Here is a 24,145-nt window from a genome sequence, read left to right on the forward strand (position 1 = left end):
AGGACATACCCGTAGAGCTTGTGAAGTGAATCTCATTAGAGATCAGCAGCAAGAACCCACCGAGAGTAGCCCCCGAAAGGGGGAGCTAGTAGGAATCCCCATCCTTTAGGGCGGGGAGGATGTCAATAAAAAAATCTAATAAAATTTATAAAAATTTTTTAAATAAATGAGTAGTGACTCATCAGCAAATCACCTATTTTAAGATTTAGCTATCAACTCGCCGTTTAGCAATGGGCTAAACATAATTTTATTAACATCAAAATAAGGAAAAGACTATGTCAGAAATTGTAAAGAATGACGTAGATCCAATCGAAACACAAGATTGGCTATTGGCTATTGATTCACTTATCCGTGAAGAGGGGACAGAGCGAGCCCAGTTTATTGTTGAACAAATAATGAAACACGCACGTAGTCAGGCAGTGCCTTTATCTGCTGGTGTAACAACAGCTTACGTAAATACCATTCCAGTATCTGAACAACCTCCTTATCCAGGTAATAAAGACATTGAACGCCGTATTCGTTCTGCCGTACGATGGAATGCTATTGCAATGGTATTGCGTAGCCAGAAAAAAGATTTGGATTTAGGTGGTCATATTTCTACATTCCAATCTGCGGCATCCATGTATGAAGTTTGTTATAACCATTTTTTTAAAGCGGCCACAGACAAAGATGGTGGTGACTTAATTTTCTCTCAAGGGCATGCTGCACCGGGGATTTATGCCCGAGCCTTTGTCGAAGGTCGTTTAACAGAAGAACAATTAGATAATTTCCGTCAAGAAGCCTTTGTCGATGGCCTTTCATCTTATCCACATCCCAAATTAATGCCTGACTTTTGGCAATTTTCAACGGTTTCCATGGGATTAGGTCCGGTCAATGCTATTTATAGCGCACGTTTCTTAAAATATCTACATAATCGTAATCTAAAAGATACATCTAACCAAAAAGTCTATGCGTTTCTAGGCGATGGTGAAATGGATGAAATTGAATCTAAAGGGGCCATTACTGTCGCTGCGCGTGAAAAATTAGATAACTTAATTTTTGTGATTAGCTGTAACTTACAACGCTTAGATGGTCCAGTAAATGGTAATGGTAAAATTGTACAAGAATTAGAAGGTCTATTTAGTGGTGCTGGTTGGGAGGTGATCAAAGTATTATGGGGTACCAGCTGGGATAAATTATTCGCTAAAGATACTTCGGGTAAATTAGTGCAATTAATGATGGAAGTGGTTGATGGTGATTATCTAACATTCAAATCAAAGAATGGTGCTTATGTACGTGAACACTTCTTTGGTCGTTACCCTGAAACCGCCGCATTAGTAGCTGATTGGACAGATGATGAAATTTGGGCGTTACGTCGTGGCGGACATGATAGTGAAAAAATGTATGCTGCTTTTGCGAAAGCACAAAAATCGGATAAACCAGTAGTGATTTTATCTCATCTGGTGAAAGGTTATAAAATTCCAGAAGCAGAAAGTAAAAATACCGCTCACCAATCTAAAAAAATGTCATTAGACAGTCTTAAAGGTTTCCGTGACCATTTCCATTTACCATTAACCGATGAACAAGTCGAAAAATTAGAATATATTAAATTTGCCGAAGGTTCAGAAGAATATGAATATCTGCACCACCATCGTAAAGCCTTAAATGGTTATGTACCAGCTCGTCGCCAGAAATTTGATGTCGAATATAAAGTGCCTGCCTTGTCTGAATTCCAAGCATTGTTAGAGGAACAGCCACGTGGCATTTCCACTACCATGGCATTTAGCCGTGTGTTAAACACCTTATTAAAAGACAAAAATATCGGCAAAACTATTGTGCCAATTATTGCAGATGAAGCTCGTACCTTTGGTATGGAGGGTTTATTCCGCCAAATCGGTATTTACAGCCCAGAAGGTCAAAACTATGTGCCATCGGATCGTGATTTAGTGGCGTACTATCGTGAAGCGACTGATGGTCAAGTATTACAAGAGGGTATTAACGAATTAGGGGCAACAGCGTCTTGGATTGCGGCGGCAACATCTTATTCTGTGAATAACCGTCCGATGATTCCATTCTTCGTGTATTATTCTATGTTCGGTTTCCAACGCGTGGGCGATATGATGTGGTTAGCAGGTGACCAATTAGCACGTGGTTTTATGATCGGCGGTACATCAGGTCGTACAACCTTAAATGGCGAAGGCTTACAACATGAAGATGGTCATAGCCATATTCAAGCTAGCGTGATTCCAAACTGCGTGACTTATGATCCATCATTTGCCTTTGAAGTCGCTGTGATTATCCAAGACGGTATTAACCGTATGTATGGTGAAAAACAAGAAAACGTATTCTATTACATCACCACCTTAAATGAAGTGACTGAACAACCAGCGATGCCAGCCGGTGCAGAAGAAGGTATCCGTAAAGGCTTATATAAATTTGAAACGGTACAAGGTAAAGGCAAAGGTCATGTTCAATTGTTAAGTTCTGGTGCAATTATGCGTCATGTGCGTACGGCAGCTCAAATCTTAGCTAATGACTATGGCGTGACAGCAGATGTCTTTAGTGCCCCATCATTCAATGAATTGGGGCGTGACGGAGCAGATGCGGTACGTTGGAATTTATTACACCCAACCGAAACCCCACGTGTACCTTATGTAGCGCAAGTGTTAGCTGATTTACCAACGGTGGCATCCACTGACTATATGAAACTTTATGCAGAGCAAATTCGTGCTTATGTCCCAAGTAAGCATTATCACGTGTTAGGTACAGACGGTTTTGGTCGTTCAGATGGTCGTGAAAATTTACGTGAACACTTTGAAGTCAACGAGTATTATGTGGTCGTTGCGGCATTAGCTCAATTAGCTAAAGACGGCACAGTAGATGTGAAAGTGGTTGAGCAAGCCATTGAAAAATATGGTTTAAAAACAGAACGTGTGAACCCATTATACGCATAATAAAGGAAAATCGCGGTGAAAAATAACGCAGTTTTTCACCGCAGTTTCAGCACAAATAAGGAAGATTAACATGTCAAAACAAATTCAAATACCAGATATTGGTAGCGATGAGGTCACAGTAACGGAAGTTATGGTGAATGTGGGTGATACCATTGAGGTAGAACAATCTATTATTAATGTTGAGGGCGATAAAGCCTCTATGGAAGTACCCGCACCTGAGGCCGGTGTGGTAAAAGCGATTTTAGTGAAAGTCGGCGATAAGGTTTCTACGGGTACGCCAATGCTTGAATTAGAAGCTGCAGGTACTGCTCCAGCTGCCGAAGCACCAAAAGCTGAAGCTGCACCAGCACCAGCTGCTGCACCAACAGCCTCTGCTGTCGTAGATGTGAATGTGCCAGATATTGGTTCTGATGAAGTAAATGTGACCGAAATTATGGTCAAAGTAGGTGATGCGGTTGAAGTAGATCAATCTATTATCAATGTCGAGGGCGATAAAGCCTCAATGGAAGTACCCGCACCAATTGCTGGCGTGGTGAAAGAGATCTTGATTGCGGTGGGTGATAAAGTGACTACTGGCAAATTAATCATGAAATTTGAATCAGATTCTGTACCTGCTCAATCCCAAACACAATCTGCTCCGGTTGCTGATGTACCAAAAGCCGAATCACCAAAAGCCGAATCTGCCCCTGCTCCAACTACTGCCCCAGTTGCCAACCAAGAAGAGGTTACCGCCAGTGCCACCTTTGCACATGCAACTCCAGTGGTTCGTCGTTTAGCTCGTGAGTTCGGTGTTAACCTTGATAAAGTCAAGGGTACAGGTCGTAAAGGTCGTGTTTTAAAAGAGGATGTGCAAGCCTATGTTAAAGCTGCCATTGCTGCCCTTGAAAGTGGGGCTGCGGCAAGTTCTGGTGTTGCAAACGGTGCAGGTTTAGGTTTATTACCATGGCCGAAAGTCGATTTCAGCAAATTTGGTGAAGTGGAAGAAGTTGAATTAACTCGTATCAACAAGATCTCTGGTGCAAACTTACATCGTAACTGGGTGATGATTCCACATGTTACCCACTTCGATCGTGCCGACATCACTGATTTGGAAGCGTTCCGCAAAGAGCAAAACAAATTAGCGGAAAAACAAAAATTAGATGTGAAAATTACCCCAGTAGTATTCATTATGAAAGCGGCTGCTAAAGCATTGGAAGCCTATCCACGTTTCAACAGTTCTATTTCAGAAGATGGTCAACGGTTAACCTTGAAAAAATATGTTAATATCGGTGTGGCAGTGGATACGCCAAATGGCTTAGTGGTACCAGTGTTCAAAGATGTGAATAAAAAAGGTATTATTGAGCTTTCTCGTGAATTAATGGAAGTATCGAAAAAAGCACGAGCAGGTAAATTAACAGCTTCTGATATGCAAGGTGGTTGTTTCACTATTTCTAGTATTGGTGGTTTGGGAACTACCCATTTTGCTCCGATTGTGAATGCCCCAGAAGTCGCTATTTTAGGCGTATCTAAATCTGACATGGCACCAGTATGGAATGGTAAAGAATTTACCCCACGCTTGATGTTACCTTTATCATTATCTTTCGATCACCGTGTAATTGATGGTGCCGATGGAGCGAGATTTATTAGTTTTATTGGTAGCGTATTAGCAGATTTACGCCGTTTGGCAATGTAATTAACGGTATACAAAAGTGCGGTATTTTTCACCGCGCTTTTATACAAGGAGAACACATGAGTAAAGAAATTAAAACACAAGTTGTCGTTTTAGGTGCGGGTCCAGCGGGTTATTCTGCGGCTTTCCGTTGTGCTGACTTAGGTTTAGAAACTGTCTTAGTTGAACGTTATTCAACGCTCGGTGGGGTATGTTTAAACGTAGGTTGTATTCCATCTAAGGCATTACTACATGTCGCTAAGGTGATTGAAGATGCCAAACATGTTGAACATCATGGTATTTCTTTTGGTGAACCGACCATTGATCTGGATCAAGTCCGTGCGGGTAAAGATGGTGTGATTAGCCGTTTAACCGGTGGTTTGGCAGGCATGGCAAAAATGCGTAAAGTGACCGTGGTTGAAGGATTAGCTAAATTCACTGATCTAAACACGTTAGTCGCCAAAGATCGAGAAGGCAATCCAACCACAATTAAATTTGATAATGCAATTATTGCGGCGGGTTCTCGTCCAATTCAATTGCCTTTTATTCCACATGAAGATCCACGCGTTTGGGATTCAACCGATGCGCTTGCATTACGTGAAGTACCAAAACGCTTGTTAGTCATGGGGGGAGGGATTATCGGTTTAGAAATGGGTACTGTTTACAGTGCTTTGGGTTCACAAATTGATGTAGTAGAAATGTTCGATCAAGTGATTCCAGCAGCTGATAAAGACATTGTTAAGATTTATACCAAACAAATTGAGAAAAAATTCACCTTATTGCTGGAAACTAAAGTCACTGCGGTAGAAGCCAAAGATGATGGCATTCATGTTTCTATGGAAGGCAAATCAGGTAGTGAAACTCGTGTTTATGACGCAGTGTTAGTCGCAATTGGCCGTACACCAAATGGCAAATTGATTGATGCGCATTTAGCAGGGGTTGAAGTGGATGAACGTGGTTTTATTCGTACTGATAAACAAATGCGTACCAACGTACCACATATTTATGCTATTGGTGATATTGTGGGTCAACCAATGTTGGCACATAAAGGGGTACACGAAGGTCATGTGGCGGCAGAAGTGATTGCAGGCAAAAAACATTATTTTGATCCGAAAGTGATTCCATCCATTGCTTATACTGAGCCAGAAGTCGCTTGGGTGGGTAAAACAGAAAAAGAATGTAAGGCCGAAAACCTTAAATATGAAGTGGCGAACTTCCCTTGGGCGGCATCAGGTCGTGCCATTGCATCTGATTGTTCAGAAGGGATGACGAAACTCATTTTCGATAAAGAAACTCATCGTATTTTAGGTGGTGCAATTGTTGGTACAAATGCCGGTGAATTATTAGGTGAAATCGGCTTAGCCATTGAAATGGGTTGTGATGCAGAAGATATTGCATTAACCATTCATGCTCACCCAACCTTACATGAATCTGTCGGGTTAGCGGCAGAAGTATTTGAGGGGTCAATTACAGACTTACCAAATGCTAAAGCGAAGAAAAAATAATTTTCTTCGTTGTAAGAATAATAGAAATATGCACCGCACTTTTAAAGTGCGGTGATTTTTTTAGATTTTTCTTTTTTATTTAATGAATAAATTGCATAAAAAGGAAAGAGCTAATATAAAATTTGCATAAATATTGAATAAAAACTGGAAATCATCTTTGTAATAGGTTAGTATCAGAACGTTTTTGATTTTAAATAAATAATAATAATGTTAAAAAAGATTTTAATTATAGCAAGTGTTACCGTTCTCGCGGCTTGCTCAAATACATCAAGACAGGCTGGTGTAGTTAGTCAACAAAATAATGATCAACTGACAACTTCGATGAATGGTCTGAGAACCAACAAACCAAGTCTCAGCATGTCGCAAAGTTCATCTCATGCTTCTGGTCTAAATAAAGATTTAGCGCTAGTTTATAATCAATGGGCTGGAACACGTTATCGTATGGGAGGAACAAGTTCTCGTGGGATTGATTGCTCTGCTTTTATGCAAGAAACCTTTGCCGCTGCTTTTGGTATGAGTTTGCCACGTTCAACATCGGAACAGCAACGTTTAGGTCAACGTATTCAGAAAAGTGAATTGAAGCAAGGTGATTTAGTATTTTTCCGTAAAAACCGTCATGTGGGGGTTTATATAGGGAATGGACAATTTATGCATTCTAGCTCCAGTCAAGGGGTGACGATTAGCTCGTTAAGTGAAGCCTACTGGGCGAGAACTTATACACAATCTCGCCGCGTGTTGTAGAAAATCGTTATACTTTTTAGGCTCATTATAATTAATTCTAATTTACTTTATCTATAACTAACTTTGCCATCATTTCAATATGTTCCTGTGTGGCATTTAACGCAGGAATATACTGATAACTTTTTCCCCCATTTTGCAAGAAATATGCCCGATTTTCTTCATCAATTTCTTCTAAGGTTTCCAAACAATCAGTAGAAAATCCCGGACAAATGACCGCTAATTTTTCAATACCTTTTGGGGCTGCTTTTTGCATAAATTTATCCGTATAGGGTTGTAGCCATTCTTGTTTGCCAAAACGCGATTGGAATGTCATTGTCCATTGGGTTTCCAGCAAACCTAATTTATCCACGACTGCGAGCGTGGTTTGACGACAATGCTCACGATAATAATCACCTAAATTTTCATAACGCACAGGAATACCGTGATAGGAAAACAGTAAAAATTCATCATCTCGCATTTTAGTTTTAATAGAATTAACCAATGCATTAATATATCGTTGATCTAAATGATAAGAATGGATAAATTCAAACGGTACGATATTTCGTTGTGCTTTTAACGCATTGGCAAAGGCATCGAATACGGGAGCTGTGGTGGTGCTACTATATTGTGGATAAAGGGGGAGTACAATGATTTTTTCTACTTGCAGATCTGTTAATTTTTGCACTGCTGTCTGCATACTCGGATTGCCATAAGTCATGCCTAGTTCAACCATCACATTTTGATTTTGATGATTAAAATAGTTTTGTAATGCCTGTTGCTGCTGTTTACTGATTGCCAGTAAAGGTGATCCTTGTTTTGTCCAAATCGATTGATAGGTTTTAGCAATATGTTTTGAACGTTTAGGTAAAATAATAAAATCTAATAATGGTAGCCATCGCCATTTTGGTAAATCGACCACTCTTGGATCGCTTAAAAATTGACGTAAATAGGGTTTAATTGCCTGTGGTGTTGGGGCATCTGGTGTACCTAAATTGGCTAAAATAACCCCTATTTTTTTATTCATGATTAATCACCGAAAGGGTTAAGCGAGAAACACAGCAAAGTTTATGTTCTTCATTGCGAATGTCAATTTGCCAAATATGCAAGGTACGACCGATTTTCACTGCCGTTGCTCGAGCAGTTACAGTTTCACCTTTATACACAGGGCGTAAATGACTGGCATTAATTTCTGCCCCGACTACGGCTTGATTATTTTCGGTGCAACAATGCCCCGCTGCAGATCCCACCGTTTCCGCCAATGCGGCAGAAATGCCACCATGCAAAATACCTACTGGTTGCATGGTTTTTTCGTTAACAGGCATGGTGGCTTCTAACCAGTCATCACCTTTAACACTAAATTGAATACCTAAATGTTGTACTGCACAACCGATACAAGCTTGATTTAAATCATCAAGTGTAAATTCTCGTTTCCAAATTTGCATAATACGCCTACTTAAATAAAGTTAATAAAGCCTGAACTGGGTGTTTGGGTTTAAATTGTTCAAAACGATTGACTTGGCTACGACAAGAATATCCCGTTGCCAAACAGTGTTCAGGGTTTTTGTTTTGGAGTTTGACCGCCCAAGAAACATCATAAATTTCTTTTGACATAGTTTGATTCTTCACATCATGACCAAATACGCCAGCCATGCCACAACAACCCACATTTTGAATTTGCAAGGTTTCGCCAAATGTCGCGAAAATTTGTTGCCATTGTTGTGGGCTAGTTGGCATAAATGTGGTTTCCGTACAATGTGGGAATAAGTGCCAGCTTTCTTTTGGCTCATTTAAACTGCGGTGAGAATTTTTTAAGTTTTTCAGCGCGGTTTCTATTAACGGAGAAGTTAATTGGGAACACAACCATTCGTGAGCGGTAATCACCTGAAAATCGCCCCTTTCTTTGCCTAACACTTCTTTATATTCATCACGATAAGACAATACAATAGCAGGATCCACGCCTACCAACGGCGCACCTAATTTTGCCATTCGGTTTAACATTTCCGCTTGATTTTTTGCCGTGCGAGCAAATTGCCCTAAAAAACCTTTAATATGTTGAGCCTTGCCGTTCGGTTTAAACGGCAATAATACCGCTTGATAGCCGAGTTTTTGGCAAAGTGCGACAAAATCACGAACTACTTTGGCATCATAGTAGGACGTATAAGGATCTTGCACAATTAACACCAGATTGGTTTTATCTGCTTCAGACAGGCTTTCAAGCTGTTCGAGTGATTGTCCTTGATAACCGATTTCGACTAATTGCTGCTGTAAATTCGGTTGCGAGAGCAACGGCAAATCAGTCATTCCTAAGGTTTTTTCCACCATGGTTTGCACGGGTTTTAACTTAGTGAAAAAATTAAAAAACCGTGGTACTTTTGCCATATAAGGAGCAACCACTTCTAAATTTGCTACCACATAATCTTTCGGTGGACGCAAATAGCGTTGATGATAAAAATAGAAAAATTTAGCTCGGAAACTTGGCACGTCAATTTTAATTGGGCATTGGCTGGCACAGGCCTTACAAGCTAAACAGTTATCCATCGAAAATTTTACTTCATGGGAAAAATCGTATTCCTGCTTTTGCTTGAACGTATGGCGAATTTTTTGCACAAATTCAGATAGTTTGATATGCGATTTTTTGAAATCTAATTGCTCAGGTTGTACCTGTTCATTTGCCATTAAACGTAGCCATTCACGTATCATGGCGGCACGCCCTTTCGGTGAGAATATACGATTTTTGCTCACTTTCATGGACGGACACATAATACTATGCACATCAAAATTAAAGCACAAACCATTACCATTGCAATTCATTGCACCTGAAAATTCTTCCCGCATTTTAATCGGAATTTGACGATCCTGATCAGCGCGCATTGGTGACAGCAAACCATAAAGCTTGTCTTGAGAACCCAACGGTGTACAGATTTTCCCCGGATTTAAACGATTTTGTGGATCAAATAAATGTTTCACATAGCGTAATTCTTGCCAAAGTTCAGGCGTGAAAAATTTCTCACCATAATAAGAACGAATACCCTTACCGTGTTCGCCCCAAATTAAACCACCGTATTTTCTGGTCAGATTGGCAACTTTATCAGAAATTTCTTTGAATAATTTAACTTGTGCTTTATCGGTTAAATCTAACGCTGGGCGAACGTGCAATACACCTGCATCAACGTGTCCGAACATACCATATTGTAGATTATGACTGTCGAGCAATGCTCGAAATTCTAAAATATAATCAGCTAAATTTTCAGGAGGCACACAAGTATCTTCTACGAAAGGAAGGGGTTTCGCCCAACCTTTAGCATTGCCTAAAAGCCCGACTGCTTTTTTTCGCATCGCATAAATTCGTTCAATAGAAGCCAAATCGTTGGTCACTTGATAACCGATAATATCATCTTCCTGATGGGCGATTTTATGATCTAATTGTTTACAAAGTGCGGTGACAAATTGCTGAATTTTTGCTTGATGATCGCCAGCATATTCGACAATATTCAAGCCTAAAATCGGATTATCTTTGTTTTCTGTCAGCAAATCTTTGACTGAATGCCACACAATATCTTCTTTTGCCAAACCTAATACTTTACTGTCCACCGTTTCTACTGACAACGCATTGGCTTTTACCATAAAGGGGGCATTACGCAATGCGGAATTAAAGGAACGATATTTTACATTAATTAGTGTGCGATATTGAGGAATTGGGGTTAAATCTAATACAGCTTCGCAGATAAACGCCAGCGACCCTTCCGATCCGGTTAAAATTCGGGTGAGATTAAATTCACTTTCGTCTTGATTAAACACATTTTTGAGATCATAACCTGTGAGAAAACGGTTAAGTTGCGGTAGATCCTGCATAATGGTTTGGCGTTTGTCATGGCAACGGCTAAAAATTTCCTGATGTAGCAGGCGACCTTGAGCGGACAGATTGTCAGGTAAATTATCCAAAAATCCGTCTGTTTTCACCGCACTTGTGTCTAAAATTTCACCATTTATCAACACCGCACGCAACCCCAAAACATGATCGGAAGTTTTACCATATTGCAGAGATCCCTGCCCTGAGGCATCGGTGTTAATCATACCGCCTAGCGTGGCACGGTTGCTGGTGGAGAGTTCAGGGGAAAAAAATAAACCATAAGGTTTAAGATATTGATTAAGCTGATCTTTCACTACACCCGCTTGCACACGCACCCAACGTTGTTCTACGTTGAGTTCTAAAATACCGGTCATATAGCGAGAGAGATCGACAATCAGATTATTATTAAGCGATTGACCATTTGTCCCCGTTCCTCCTCCTCTCGGTGTAAAAGTCAGAGATTGATATTTTTCTTGTTGGGCTAACTTAGTTAAACGTACTACATCTGCTACCGATTTTGGAAATAAAATGCCTTGTGGTAAAAGCTGATAAACACTATTATCGGTGGCAAGGCTTAATCGATCAGCGTAATTAGATACAATGTCACCTTCAAAGGATTGCAGTTGTAAATCCTTTAAATAATCAATAACAAGGGGATTAAGTTGAGGAACATCTTTCAAACGGGGTAGCATAAATCACTCGAGTAAAATAAAAAGTAAACAGACAGGATTTTAGCATATTAGACGGAATAGAAAAGCATAAGTTTTATAATAATGGCACAAGTTTTAAGCCTTGTGCCATCATTTTTTTCACCTTCCCAGTCGCTATAATTAGGATTAGTAGGATTAGGTAATACAATGAACTTTTTACCAAATTTTTCTTTGTTACATAGAATTGATAAAATTATTTTAATAATTAAAGTAAATGTGCTAAGACTTCTGCAATTCCGTTTGTATTATTGTCGGTAGTGATAAACTTTGCTTGATCTTTGACTTCTTGTTCTGCATTTCCCATCGCTACGCCATAACCTACTGCAGTCAGCATGCTAGTATCATTATGATTATCACCAAATGCGATAACCTCTTGTGGCTCAACTTGCCATTGTTTGAGTAAGTCTAATAGTTTGCCACCTTTACTATTGCCATTGTTGGCAATATCTACGCGATCGATCCACGACCATTCGCAACTAAATTCAGAAACGGGTAGGTTTTCCACCGCACTTTCCATATCTTGGCGATTCTGCGAGCTAATCACAAATTTCCAAATTTGCTCATTTGGATTATGGAAAATTTCTTCAAAATTGCTCACTTGACGCACATCAGGACGAACATTTTCAGGGCAGCTGGCAACCCATTGGGTGAATTTTGTCATATGCGCATTAAGTTTCTCATAATTCATCGTATTACGACTATACATCAATAAATCTAACTGATATTTTTCCGCAATTTTCAATACGGTTTCACATTGGTTGGCTGAAAGCGGATTAGCTAATTCCACTTTGTCGGTTGTAGGATGGTAAATATAAGTGCCATTACAACACACAATCGGTGTATCTAATTGCAATTCGTGGTAGTAAGGTTTTACCGCAGTATGATGGCGACCTGTTACAATCACTACTTTAATACCTTTCGCACGAGCATCAGCAATAGCCTGTTTACTACTGTCTAAAATTTGTCCTTTACCATTGAGTAGTGTACCGTCTAAATCAAATGCGATTACTTTGTATGTCATAAGTGTATCCTTAATTTTAATTGAAACTATTCTGCAGGAAACATAAAAGGATTCACTCCACTACGAGCAAAGCCCTTATCTTCCATTTCAATATCAAGAAAAAGACTGGCAAGATCATCTGCCACAGGTTCTACATAGGGATCTTTTTCTTGATAGAGAATTTTTAAGTAGCTATGGCATTCGCCACAGCTTTCAGATCGTACAGCAGATTGTTCATTATCTAATAACCAATAATTTAACGCTTTAGATTGATCACAGTTTGAACATTTGGCTCTTACTACATTCCATTCGCTTTCACATAAAGCGCAATGCAAATAACGTAATGCTTGTTCTGTACCAAAATGAATAATACTTGCCACCGGTGATGAGCCACAAACAGGACAGTAGTGTAATCCTTCGCTACTTTCTTGCCGAGTATTATGGGAAAGATATTGGGTGAGTTGTAACCAGTAAAGAGACAGTGCCGCCCAAATAAAGACAGCTTTATCACTACCAACATTGGTATAATCTTGAGCCAGTAATTTATCGGCTAATTGTTCTAATTCATCAGTAGATGCTTTTTCTAGCCAATCTATAGTGCCAAGTATTTGTTCATTGGCATAGGGTTTGATTTCGTTTAATAGTGCGGTTAAATAATCACGCCATTGAGAGCTGCGTTGCCAAGTTTTTACATTTAATGGCTGTACATCAGAAGTGATGTCGTTGGGTTTGATAAGTGGATTTTCTTGTAAAATGAGCAGTTGGGTATCTACAATTTTTGCCACAAATTCAAGGTAATCAGCAAATGGGTGATCTTTCGCTAAATCACGCAAGCGTTTTGCTCGGCGTTCGTACAGATTTTTCACATTTGCAAATAATAAGGATGGCTGTTGAAAGGAACTTGCCATTTGTTTGATTTCATTTTCAGGTAGAATTCGGATTGCCATAGGGTTCTCTTTTAATAAAAAAGTGCGGTTAATTTTACCGCACTTTTGAGTATTTTTGTTGAATTTTTTATTCAGTAGTTTGAGTTGCTTTAGTATTTTCTGCCACTTCTTTTTCAAGTTTAGGTAATACTTCTTCTTTAAACCATTTCGGGTGATGTTTTTTCGCCCAGCGCACGGTTACCCAACCTTCCACCATGCCACGGATAGAACCTTTTACCCAGAATGCCATATACATGTGTACCATAATTCCAGTAAACAAGGCAAAAGCACTGGCGGAGTGGAGTAGAATCGCAATACGAATTACGGGAATCGAAAAATGATGACTGAAATATTGTCGCCACATTATTAGTCCTGTGATTAATAATGTAAACATAGCGAGAATCAATGTCCAGAATAACATTTTTTGTCCAAGATTATATTTACCATTGTAAGCTACCGCATGTTCATTGCCGAGTAATACTTGCTTGGTACCTTTTAGCCAGCGAATATCATTCTTTTCAGGAATGTTATGGTGCCAGTAAGTTAATACCATGATGATAAAAGCAATAAACATAATAATCCCCGTGAACGGATGCACCGCACGAGCGATGGCAGGTGTACCCAGAATGTAGGTTAGCCACGCAAAATCGGGGAAGAAGAACGCCAAGCCAGATAGACCTGTGATGAAAAAGCAAATTACCAACAACCAATGTGCCACACGAGCAGGGGCTTTATGGCGAATAATACGAGTATCTTGCGTAATTTCAGTGAGTTTTTTTTGTTCGCTCATTATTTACCCCCTTTGTCAGCTTTTTGGGCTGCTTTTTTCTCTGCTTTTTCGCGTTTTTTCTGTGCTTTTCGTTCCGCTTCTTCACGATCTTCACGTTCAAACTGCTCGGAATGATCTTCCACATCTTCTTCCACGTTTGGACCTACACTCACATAGTGAGCGACTTCAGCTAGTAATAAACCGCCCATAGCGACCGCAGCTACTGGTTTTAATACGTCTTTCCAAAGTTCAACGGACATATCCACTTTTGGATCTTTTGGCAAACCTGAATAAAGTTCAGGTTTATCGGCATGATGTAACACATAGATAACGTGTGTACCACCAACGCCCTCAGGATCGTAAATGCCTGCATTTTCGTAACCACGAGATTTAAGTTCTTGTACCCGCTCTTCGCCATAATGCAACATGTCTTCTTTTGAACCAAAACGGATTGCACCGGTTGGACAGGTTTTCACACAAGCAGGTTCCTGTCCCACATTGACCCGATCCACACAAAGGGTACATTTATAAACTCGGTGGTCTTTTTCGTTCATACGTGGAATATTGAACGGACAACCCGCAATACAATAACCGCAACCGATACATTTATCTGATTGGAAATCCACAATCCCATTGGCGTATTTAATAATCGCCCCCGGTGACGGACAGGCTTTTAAACAACCCGGTTCGGTGCAATGCATACAGCCGTCTTTACGGATCAACCATTCCAAGCGGTCGTTTTCTTCCACTTCTTGGAATCGCATCACTGTCCATTGTTCTGCATCAAGATCCACTGGGTTATCATACACGCCCACACATTCCTGAGGGGCGGTACGAATATCATTCCATTCGGAACAACCCACTTGACAGGCTTTACAACCGATACAGGTCGTGACATCAATCAGTTTTGCCACTTCCACCACGTGCGAACGAGCTTGTGGTGGGGGGGTGACAAAAGATGTCGCAGAGCTTTTAACAATGTTTTGATCTTGTACTGTCATATAACCTCCTAAGCGACTTTCTCAATGTTCACAAGGAACGTTTTATATTCAGGCGTTTGCGTATTAGCATCGCCCACACGGCTGGTTAACGTATTGATAAGGTAAGATTTTTTACCTACTGTAGAGAATCCACCATGAATCGGAATACCGACAGTGTGGATTTTCTTGCCGTCTACCTCAAGGGATTTCACCCGTTTGGTGACCACCACTTTGGTTTTAATAAAGCCCCGTTTGGAACTCACTTTGACGGTATCGCCTTGTTTCAAGCCTTTTTCTGTAGCCAAGTCTTCGCTGATTTCCACAAATGGCTCGGGTTGAGCAATCATATTTAACATGGCTTGTTTGGTCCAGAAGTGGAAATGCTCTGTTAAGCGATAAGTCGTTCCCACATAAGGAAATTCATCAGAATGTCCGAAACTTGCTTTATCATTTTCCAAAATCCGAGCCACAGGGTTTGAAATCACATTAGGATGCAATGGATTCGTACCAATTGGCGTTTCAATGGGTTCATAATGCTCTGGGAATGGACCTTCCACAATTTTATCCAAAGAGAATAAACGGCTTACGCCCTCTGGTTGCATAATAAACGGCGACACATTGCTATTTGGTGGAGCAGTGCCAAAGTCGGCAATATCCACATAGTTCCAGTTTTTGCCGTTCCATTTCACTAGCTGACGTTTTGGATTCCAAGGTTTACCAGATAAATCTGCTGATGCACGGTTATACACAATACGGCGGTTCATTGGCCAAGCAAATGTCCAACCGAGCGTATTACCTAAACCTGACGGATCGCTATTATCTCGATTCGCCATCATATTGCCTTTTTCCGTCCATTGCCCTGTATAAATCCAAATAGCAGAGGAGGTTGAACCGTCATCACGCAACTGAGCAAAACTAGACAGCAATTCGCCTTTTTTCGCAATCAAATTGCCTTGTGCATCATAGAGATCTTCTAAGGCGTAACCATTGCTTTCTTTGGCTAATTCTTCCGCTCTTGGCTCAAGTGGATTAGCATAATTCCATGTCATGGCTTCAATAGTATCAATGGAAGGACCACCTTCTTTATGATACATTTCTAGCATCACTTCACGGATTTCTGACATAATATCCACATCTGGTTTGGCTTCTTTCGGTGGTTCAGCCGCTTTCCAGTGCCATTGTAACCAACGGGCAGAGTTTGCAATTGAGCCATCTTCTTCGGCAAAACAAATCGTCGGCAAACGGATCACTTCCGTTTGAATATCTGCAGGATTGACATCATTAAATTCACCATGATAATTCCAAAATTCAGAAGTATCGGTAGCGAGTGGATCGCAGATAATCAAAAATTTCAATTTTTTCAACGCACTTGCAATTTTATTTTTATCAGGATAAGAGGCGAGCGGATTATAGCCTTGACAGATATAACCGTTGATTTTGCCTTGATCCATTAAATCAATAAATTGCAAATGATCGAGCTTGGTTTTGTATTGTTTCGGCAAATTATGGTAGCCAAATTCATTGTCTTTAGTGGCATTTTCACCATAAAAGGCTTTCAACATACTCACCATAAATTTCGGGGTATTTTGCCAATAGTTAGTTTGCCCTTCAATGGTGGTTTTCGGCGTAATGCGATTTAAAAACGCCTCAAGGCTCACATCATTTTCCGTTGGCAACGGAATATAGCCCGGCAACATAGTCGGGAACAAGCCCATATCCGTTGAACCCTGAACATTCGAGTGTCCACGCAAAGCATTCACGCCACCGCCAGATACGCCAATATTGCCTAATAACAATTGAATCATTGCCATAGAACGAATATTTTGTGTACCCACGGTGTGTTGTGTCCAACCTAAGGCATACAAGAAAGAAGCCGCACGATCAGGGGCAGCAGTGGAAGCAATGCTTTCGGCAAATTCATAGAAGGCTTTTTGTTTCGTACCACAAATGCGTTCCACCATTTCAGGGGTGTAACGCTCCACATGTTTTTTCAATAAATTGATCACACAACGTGGATGTTGCAACGTCATATCCCGTTTTGGCTGACCGTTTTCATCTAATTGATAGGACCAAGTGGATTTATCATAGCTCCGTTTCTCTTCATCATAGCCCGTGAATAAACCATCTTCAAATCCAAAGCCATCGTTAATTAAGAAACTGGCATTGGTATAATGTTTAACATATTCGTGTTGAATTTTATCGTGATCTAACAAATATTTAATCACACCTAATAATAATGTAATATCCGTACCAGAACGAATAGGCGTATAAAAATCCGCCACCGCAGCAGTACGGTTAAAGCGAGGATCGACCACCATTAATTTGGCTTTATTGTGTTTTTTGGCTTCAATAACCCAACGGAAACCCACAGGGTGAGCTTCAGCAGCGTTACCGCCCATTACGATAATGACATCGGCATTTTTAATATCAACCCAGTGATTTGTCATGGCACCGCGACCAAATGTTGGAGCAAGACTTGCTACCGTTGGTCCGTGTCAGGTACTCGCTTGGTTGTCTAATACCAGCATCCCCAAGGCACGCCCAAATTTATGGGTCATTAAACAGGTTTCATTGCTGGCAGCCGAAGCGGCTAACATGCCCGTGGTGGTCCAACGATTCACAGGTGTCCCTGCTTCGTTGACCGATTCCCAGTTGGCATCACGGTCATCTTTTAATAAACGAGCAACTTTATGAATGGCATCGTGCCAAGAAAGGCGTTCCCATTTGTCAGAACCTGGGGCTCGATATTCAGGGTATTGTAAGCGATTTGGACTGTTGACATAGTCTAATACACCTGCCCCTTTCGGACACAATGCACCGCGACTAACAGGATGGTCAGGGTCACCTTCAACATGGGTCAGTTTGCCACGAGAGTTCATTGCACCGTCACCCAGACTGTACATCAACATCCCACAGCCGACCGCACAATAAGTACAGGTTTGGCGTGTTTCTTTTGCACGCAAAAGTTTATATTCGCGAGGCGCTGCCATCGCAGTCGCAGGCATCAAGCCCAACGCCGCCACAGAAGTCCCAGCCATACCACCTGCACAGACTTTAAAGAACTTACGTCTTGAGATCTGCATAGATAATCCTTATCCAAGAAATTTGGAAATATAGGTAGAAAATAGGTTAAGTTATAGAGATATTATAAAATGATTTATTGCCTTTGATTGTTAATAAAAAGTTAAAAATCGGTGTATAGAATACAATAATCAAAGGGCTAAATCTACCTTATACAAGAAAATTATTTTGATATAGATCACAAAAAAACAAATTAAATTCTCTAATAAATCAATGAAATAAGAATAGTTATCAATTAAATTACCATGACCTGTGCTGACATACAGGGCTAGGCATGGTAACGATGCTCCGCATCTTGTATCGTCTAGTCACGGTGTGGCGTTACATTCCTAACATTGTATGTGAGTATTAGGCAATTTTCAGCTTATGTCACAATTTGCAGTTTAAAGCATTAAACGGTAAAATTCCCCCAACTCAATTTGCCGATGGATACGCAATATGTCGCAAACGTTTTCATTTCTCCCATACCAAAAACGTACCATTAATACGGTTAAAAAATCCCCAATTCAACAACTGGATATTCGACAACAGGTGGATTGTTTAGCCCTAGAAACCCCCGTCGCTTTAGTCTATAACGGTATTTCTCATACTGTGATGATGTGTACCCCAACGGAGCTTGAAGATTTTGCTTATGGCTTTTCTTTAACCGAAGGTATTATTGATCAACCAAGTGATATTTATGGCATTGACATTATTGTCAGTTGCCAAGGTATTGAAGTGCAAATTGAACTGGCGACCCGCTGTTTTGTACGGTTAAAAGAACTTCGCCGCACATTGACTGGCAGAACAGGGTGTGGGATTTGTGGTTCGGAGCAATTAAGCCAAGTCAGCAAAAAATTGGCGAAATTACACCGCACTTTGACCTTTCATTTAAACCACCTTGATGATTGTCTAGAAAAAATTCACACCGCTCAAATTCTCGGACAACAAACAGGCTCAACTCATGCAGCGGCTTTTTTTGATCCACAGGGTAATTTGCTGGCTATTCGGGAAGATGTGGGGCGACATGTTGCATTGGATAAATTGCTAGGCTGGCACGCCAAGGCGGGTAAACCACAAGGTTTGGTGTTAGTAACCAGTCGAGCCAGCTATGAAATGGTACAAAAAACCGTAACTTGTGGCATCGAAATGCTGATAGCGATTTCTGCTAGCACTGATCTTGCGGTGAAAATGGCTGAAGATTGTGATCTTACTCTGATCGGTTTTGCACGAACAGGGCGAGCGACAATTTATAGTGGCGAAGTGCGGTTAATTTTAGGCGAGTTTTAGCCTGTTTAAATCCCTTTTAAAACAGGCTAACCTAATGTTAATTATCGGCTTTAGTGGCTTCAAACCATTTTTCTAATAACCGTTTACTTTCTTCATTTGAACCGAAGCGAATAAAATCAATATCAATTAATTTTAATTTTGTTGGATCACTGGCTTTTGGCGATGGCTGAGCGTAGATATTGGTTGGGAGCTGATAGGAATCTGCTTCTCGCCAAGGAATTTCTTGTGCTTCTTTGCTTAACACATAATCAATAAATAATTTCGCATTATCTAAATTACGCGCCCCTTTAATAATACTGGCAGCCCCTAAAGTATAGCCAATACCCTCACAAGGCAAAATTCCTTTTACCGGCGCTCCCTTATCTTTTTCTCTGACATAACTATGCATAAAACTGACATCCACTGCCACTTCTCCTGTGGATAAATTGGCGGTGGCTAATCCACTTTTAGCATATTGTGACACATTGCCGTGGAGTTTTTTGAAATAATCAAAAGCTTTTTCCTCTCCCCAAAGTTGTACTAATGTCGTTAGGAAAGAGTAACCGGTGCCAGATACTCTAGGATCGGCATATTGCACTTGATCTTTAAAAACAGGATCAAGTAAATCGTTAAAACACTGAGGTTCAGTGCTCCCCAGTTTGGCTAATTTTTCGGTATTTATCCCAATACTTAATTCCATTAAATAAATGATTGAAATAAAATCACCACGCTGTTGCATTAGTTGATTAAATCTTGGCATGATTTCTTTTTGTAAGGGGGAACGATAGGATGCTAGTAAACCTTGATCGGCGGCTTGTAAATGGGGTTCCAATGTGCCGCCGTACCAAACGTCTGCTTGAGGATTATTGTGTTCTGCTTTAATTTTGCCAAGAATTGTACCAGTGCTATTACGTACAAATTGGGTTTCCACGTTATATTTTTTTGAGAACGTCTGAGTCACTTTTTCACAGGTCGTATTCTGTACGCTACAATAAACGGTTAATTTTCCGTCTGCGAAAGCATTTAGGCTAAATAATGTCCCTAATATACCACAAAGTGCGGTGATTTTTAGCGAAGTTTTATGCTTTTTAGTGAGAGTGAATAGATTAGATTTAAAGTGGTTTTTCATTAACTTATTCCTTATATTTGATGAGTAAAATAAGCTAACACCTAAAAGGAATGTATATTAAACAGAAAAGGAAAAACTAATTCAGGTTAATTTTTTCTTCCGTTAGTTTCCTACGTCAGCGTTAACTGTATCAGGTTCACGGGTATTTTCTCAGCCGTTTTTTCATCCGACATTAACTTTCTGTCATCTGTCATCTGTCATCTGTCTTCTGAACGGCACCCCGACTAACGTAATGCACTATAATACGTAATGTTTCATTTGTAAATAACAGGATAGTTAAAATTCTCATTGTTTTACGTCTCAAAAATAGCTATAATTCACTGTAAATAAAAACAGATTAAATGAATAATTATGGCAGATATTTCAGAATTACTTGATGGCTTAAATGATAAACAACGTGATGCAGTGGCAGCCAAATTAGGCAATTATCTTGTACTCGCTGGGGCGGGCAGTGGAAAAACACGAGTACTTACGCATCGTATTGCATGGTTGGTTGCGGTGGAAGGTATTTCCGAAGGAAGTATCATGGCAGTAACCTTTACCAATAAAGCGGCAACAGAAATGCGTCAACGGATTCAAGCTACGCTAGCTCAACATTCTCAACAACATTTATTTTCAATGTGGGTTGGCACATTTCATAGCATCGCTCATCGTTTGCTGCGTTCTCATTATGCCGATGCCAAATTACCGCAAGATTTTCAAATTTTAGACAGTGAAGATCAGCTTCGTTTAGTCAAACGATTATTAAAATTGCACAATTATGATGATAAAAATTTCCCTCCCAAACATGCTTGTTGGTTTATTAATAAACAGAAAGATGATGGGTTACGCCCCCATCAAATAGATGATATGCATGATCGAGAAACTAAAGAGTGGGTACGTATTTATCAGATTTATCAAGAAGCTTGTGATCGCTCAGGATTAGTGGATTTTGCCGAAATCTTATTGCGAGCCTATGAATTATTTGCTAAAAATCCGTTAATTTTACAAAGTTATCAACGTCGTTTTAGTCAAATTCTAGTGGATGAATTTCAAGATACTAACACTATTCAATATGCTTGGATCAAATTGTTAGCGGGTAAAACAGGTAACGTGATGATTGTGGGCGATGATGACCAGTCTATTTACGGTTGGCGTGGTGCTCAAATTGAAAATATTCAACGTTTTAGTCAAGATTTTAGCCAAGTTCAAACCATTCGACTAGAACAAAATTATCGTTCTACCGGCAATATTTTACAATCTGCTAATCAGTTAATTGCCAATAATGCCAATCGGTTAGGTAAAAATTTGTGGACCAGCGGTGAACAAGGTGAACCTGTTGGCATTTATGCCGCATTTAATGAGCTAGACGAAGCGCTATTTGTGACATCACAAATTAAAATATGGTTAGAAAATGGTGGACAATTGCATGATTGTGCGGTGCTGTATCGTAGTAATAGCCAGTCTCGGGTGTTGGAAGAAGCGCTAATTCGATCTGATATTCCTTATCGTATTTATGGAGGCATGCGATTCTTTGAACGACAAGAAATTAAAGATGCGTTAGCCTATTTGCGATTAGTGAATAATCGTCATGATGACGCGGCATTTGAGCGAGTAATTAATACCCCCGCTCGTGGTATTGGAGAACGCACGCTAGAAACTTTACGTCAATTGACGCGCGAACGTCAAATTACCTTATGGCAAGCCACACAAGTCGCCATTACGGATAATAAACTGGCTGGACGAGCCGTGACAGCATTATTACGTTTTGTAGAATTAGTCAATTCTCTTGCCTTAGAAACTGTCGAAATGCCATTATTTGTTCAAACCGATTTTGTGATTAAGCATTCAGGGTTATACCAAATGTATGAGCAAGAAAAAGGGGAAAAAGGCGAAGTACGGATCGAAAACTTAGAAGAATTAGTTTCTGCTACTCGAGAATTTATTAAGCCAGCGGAAGCGGAGGAGATGTCTGACTTAACTGCGTTTTTAACCCATGCATCTCTTGAAGCTGGGGAAGAACAAGCCAGCCCACACCAATCCTGTGTACAAATGATGACTTTACATTCGGCTAAAGGTTTAGAGTTTCCTCGCGTGTTTATGGTGGGGGTAGAAGAAGGCATTTTCCCAAGTAAACAATCTTTATTTGATGATGATCGTTTACAAGAAGAACGCCGTTTAGCCTATGTAGGCATTACGCGAGCCAAACAAAAATTAACTATTTGCTATGCTGAAAGTCGCCGTTTATACAACACGGAAGAACGCCATGTTCCATCTCGTTTTATCAACGAATTACCGCAACAATGTATTCAAACAGTCCGCTTGCGAGGTACGGTGACAAGAGCTTATAACCAACAAAAAGTCGATCAAAGTGCGGTGCAAAATAGCAGTATTTTTGAGCAAAATAACAGCGGCTGGAGAAAGGGACAAAAAGTTAAACATGCTAAATTCGGGCAAGGTACGATCATTAATATTGAAGGCGCAGAGAATAATACTCGCTTACAAATTGCCTTTCAGGGGCAAGGCATTAAATGGTTGATTGCACATTTGGCGAAGTTGGAACAGGTTTAATACAGATAAAAGTGAAATACATGATTAAAGGTGTAATCTTTTCAGTGAGTGCGTCATTATTATTTGGCGTAATTTATTACCTTTCTACAGTTTTGCAACCCATGTCTGGAGAAGCGTTATTAGGTTGGCGAATATTGGTTACATTACCATTTTTATTTGTATTGCTTTATTTGATTAAACAACACAACGTTTTTTTACAGTTTATTGTTCAACTCAAAAATCAACCGTATTTATTACTCGTGCTATTGGTCACCAGTGCAAGTATGGGAGTACAGATGTGGTTATTTTTATGGGCACCAGTCAATAATCGAGCCATTGAAGTTTCTATGGGCTATTTATTAATGCCATTGATTATGGTGTTAATTGGACGTTTTTTATATAGAGAACGGATTTCTAAAATTAAGGCGTATGCAATTTTATTTGCGACTGTCGGTGTATTAAGTAAAATTATTCTTTCAGGATCTTTTTATTGGGAAAGTATTTTAGCTTGCCTTGGTTATCCACTCTATTTTGTGATTCGACGCCAGTTTAATATATTGCATTTCTCCAGTTTTGTGGTCGAAATGATCTTACTGTTACCGATTTCATTTTATTTTGCCAATCAAGTCGATATGGCATGGGTTCAAACGCAAAATTCCAATATTTATTTATGGTTAGCGGTATTAGGTATAGTGGGAGCCGTAGCGTTAGGCGTTTATGTACTTGCAAGTCAGACTTTACCGATGAATTTATTTGGGCTATTAAGCTATTTGGAACCAGTTACCATGTTTACGGTATCTTTCTTAATCGGTGAGAGATTAGCAAATGACTCTTATCTTTTAATGATTTGTTTATTTATTGCGATTATTTTATTAGTACTTGATGGATCCTTTCGTGTCTGGCAAAAACCAAAGATGAATATTTTATAATTCAGTTGCAAATTTATCCTAAAAAAGATTAAACTACTATTGTTCTCATCGGGGTGCTGATGTTGATTTTAATGCTAATTTTAACAAAGCTGAGAAAATACCCGTAGAACCTGAACCGAGTAATATCAGCGTAGGGATTTGAGAAACGTCAAAAAAATTATATCTTTGACCTTGCTTAAATTCCTTTA

At 39.9% G+C, this 24,145-nt stretch carries 16 protein-coding genes and 2 riboswitches; of the genes, 7 read left to right on the forward strand and 9 right to left on the reverse strand.

The features are described from left to right. Window positions 1-275: 275 nt before the first annotated feature. The 4 genes from aceE (at window position 276) to E0709_RS09095 (ending at window position 6,827) form a co-directional block, all read left to right on the forward strand. Window positions 276-2,933 carry a pyruvate dehydrogenase (acetyl-transferring), homodimeric type gene (aceE, locus tag E0709_RS09080; RefSeq protein WP_132300527.1) on the forward strand — a complete coding sequence of 886 codons (2,658 nt, stop codon included), beginning with the start codon at window positions 276-278 and terminating at the stop codon, window positions 2,931-2,933. Between the two features lie 70 nt (window positions 2,934-3,003). Continuing rightward, the gene (gene aceF, locus E0709_RS09085; protein ID WP_132300525.1) at window positions 3,004-4,605 is read left to right on the forward strand and encodes a pyruvate dehydrogenase complex dihydrolipoyllysine-residue acetyltransferase; all 1,602 of its coding nucleotides are present in this window, start codon (window positions 3,004-3,006) and stop codon (window positions 4,603-4,605) included. A 56-nt stretch (window positions 4,606-4,661) separates the two neighbouring features. Then, the gene (lpdA, locus tag E0709_RS09090) at window positions 4,662-6,086 is read left to right on the forward strand and encodes a dihydrolipoyl dehydrogenase (protein WP_132300523.1); all 1,425 of its coding nucleotides are present in this window, start codon (window positions 4,662-4,664) and stop codon (window positions 6,084-6,086) included. Window positions 6,087-6,293: 207 nt separating this feature from the next. After that, the gene (locus E0709_RS09095) at window positions 6,294-6,827 is read left to right on the forward strand and encodes an NlpC/P60 family protein (protein WP_132300521.1); all 534 of its coding nucleotides are present in this window, start codon (window positions 6,294-6,296) and stop codon (window positions 6,825-6,827) included. Between the two features lie 37 nt (window positions 6,828-6,864). On the opposite strand, the gene hemH is transcribed toward E0709_RS09095, so the two are convergent. From hemH to fdnG, 8 genes are all read right to left on the reverse strand, one after another. Beyond that, a complete protein-coding gene (gene hemH, locus E0709_RS09100) occupies window positions 6,865-7,830 on the reverse strand; it encodes a ferrochelatase (RefSeq protein WP_132300519.1) in 966 nt (321 codons plus the stop codon). Further along, entirely contained in the window at window positions 7,823-8,248 is a 426-nt protein-coding gene (locus tag E0709_RS09105; RefSeq protein WP_132300517.1) for a hotdog fold thioesterase, read from the reverse strand. Before E0709_RS09105 ends, hemH begins: the two co-directional genes overlap by 8 nt. A gap of 7 nt (window positions 8,249-8,255) precedes the next feature. After that, a complete protein-coding gene (gene ydiJ / locus E0709_RS09110) occupies window positions 8,256-11,348 on the reverse strand; it encodes a D-2-hydroxyglutarate dehydrogenase YdiJ (protein ID WP_132300515.1) in 3,093 nt (1,030 codons plus the stop codon). Between the two features lie 223 nt (window positions 11,349-11,571). Beyond that, window positions 11,572-12,387, reverse strand: coding sequence for a pyridoxal phosphatase (locus E0709_RS09115; RefSeq protein WP_132300513.1), 816 nt, complete (start codon window positions 12,385-12,387; stop codon window positions 11,572-11,574). 26 nt (window positions 12,388-12,413) lie between these two features. After that, window positions 12,414-13,313, reverse strand: coding sequence for a formate dehydrogenase accessory protein FdhE (gene fdhE / locus E0709_RS09120; protein WP_132300511.1), 900 nt, complete (start codon window positions 13,311-13,313; stop codon window positions 12,414-12,416). 67 nt (window positions 13,314-13,380) lie between these two features. Beyond that, window positions 13,381-14,082, reverse strand: coding sequence for a formate dehydrogenase subunit gamma (locus tag E0709_RS09125; protein ID WP_132300509.1), 702 nt, complete (start codon window positions 14,080-14,082; stop codon window positions 13,381-13,383). Further along, a complete protein-coding gene (fdxH, locus tag E0709_RS09130; protein WP_132300507.1) occupies window positions 14,082-15,062 on the reverse strand; it encodes a formate dehydrogenase subunit beta in 981 nt (326 codons plus the stop codon). Before fdxH ends, E0709_RS09125 begins: the two co-directional genes overlap by 1 nt. A gap of 8 nt (window positions 15,063-15,070) precedes the next feature. Continuing rightward, a complete protein-coding gene (gene fdnG, locus E0709_RS09135) occupies window positions 15,071-18,124 on the reverse strand; it encodes a formate dehydrogenase-N subunit alpha (RefSeq protein ID WP_165867203.1) in 3,054 nt (1,017 codons plus the stop codon). A 436-nt stretch (window positions 18,125-18,560) separates the two neighbouring features. Here fdnG and fdhD point away from each other — a divergent pair, with 436 nt between their 5' ends. Then, on the forward strand, window positions 18,561-19,391 hold the full coding sequence (fdhD, locus tag E0709_RS09145) for a formate dehydrogenase accessory sulfurtransferase FdhD (protein WP_132300501.1): 831 nt from the start codon (window positions 18,561-18,563) through the stop codon (window positions 19,389-19,391). Window positions 19,392-19,428: 37 nt separating this feature from the next. Here the strand turns inward: fdhD and E0709_RS09150 are convergent, their stop codons facing one another. Next, window positions 19,429-20,499, reverse strand: a complete 1,071-nt coding sequence (locus E0709_RS09150; protein ID WP_132300499.1) for an ABC transporter substrate-binding protein — start codon at window positions 20,497-20,499, stop codon at window positions 19,429-19,431. Between the two features lie 90 nt (window positions 20,500-20,589). Continuing rightward, a riboswitch (TPP riboswitch) is annotated at window positions 20,590-20,732 on the reverse strand. Window positions 20,733-20,850: 118 nt separating this feature from the next. Between E0709_RS09150 and uvrD the strand changes: the two genes are divergently transcribed. Both uvrD and rarD read left to right on the forward strand, forming a co-directional pair. After that, the gene (gene uvrD / locus E0709_RS09155) at window positions 20,851-23,049 is read left to right on the forward strand and encodes a DNA helicase II (protein ID WP_132300497.1); all 2,199 of its coding nucleotides are present in this window, start codon (window positions 20,851-20,853) and stop codon (window positions 23,047-23,049) included. A gap of 20 nt (window positions 23,050-23,069) precedes the next feature. Then, on the forward strand, window positions 23,070-23,957 hold the full coding sequence (gene rarD / locus E0709_RS09160) for an EamA family transporter RarD (protein WP_132301076.1): 888 nt from the start codon (window positions 23,070-23,072) through the stop codon (window positions 23,955-23,957). A 39-nt stretch (window positions 23,958-23,996) separates the two neighbouring features. After that, window positions 23,997-24,112, forward strand: a riboswitch (TPP riboswitch). Window positions 24,113-24,145 lie beyond the last annotated feature (33 nt).

The sequence above is a fragment of the Lonepinella koalarum genome, assembly GCF_004565475.1.
GTDB classification, from domain to species: domain Bacteria; phylum Pseudomonadota; class Gammaproteobacteria; order Enterobacterales; family Pasteurellaceae; genus Lonepinella; species Lonepinella koalarum.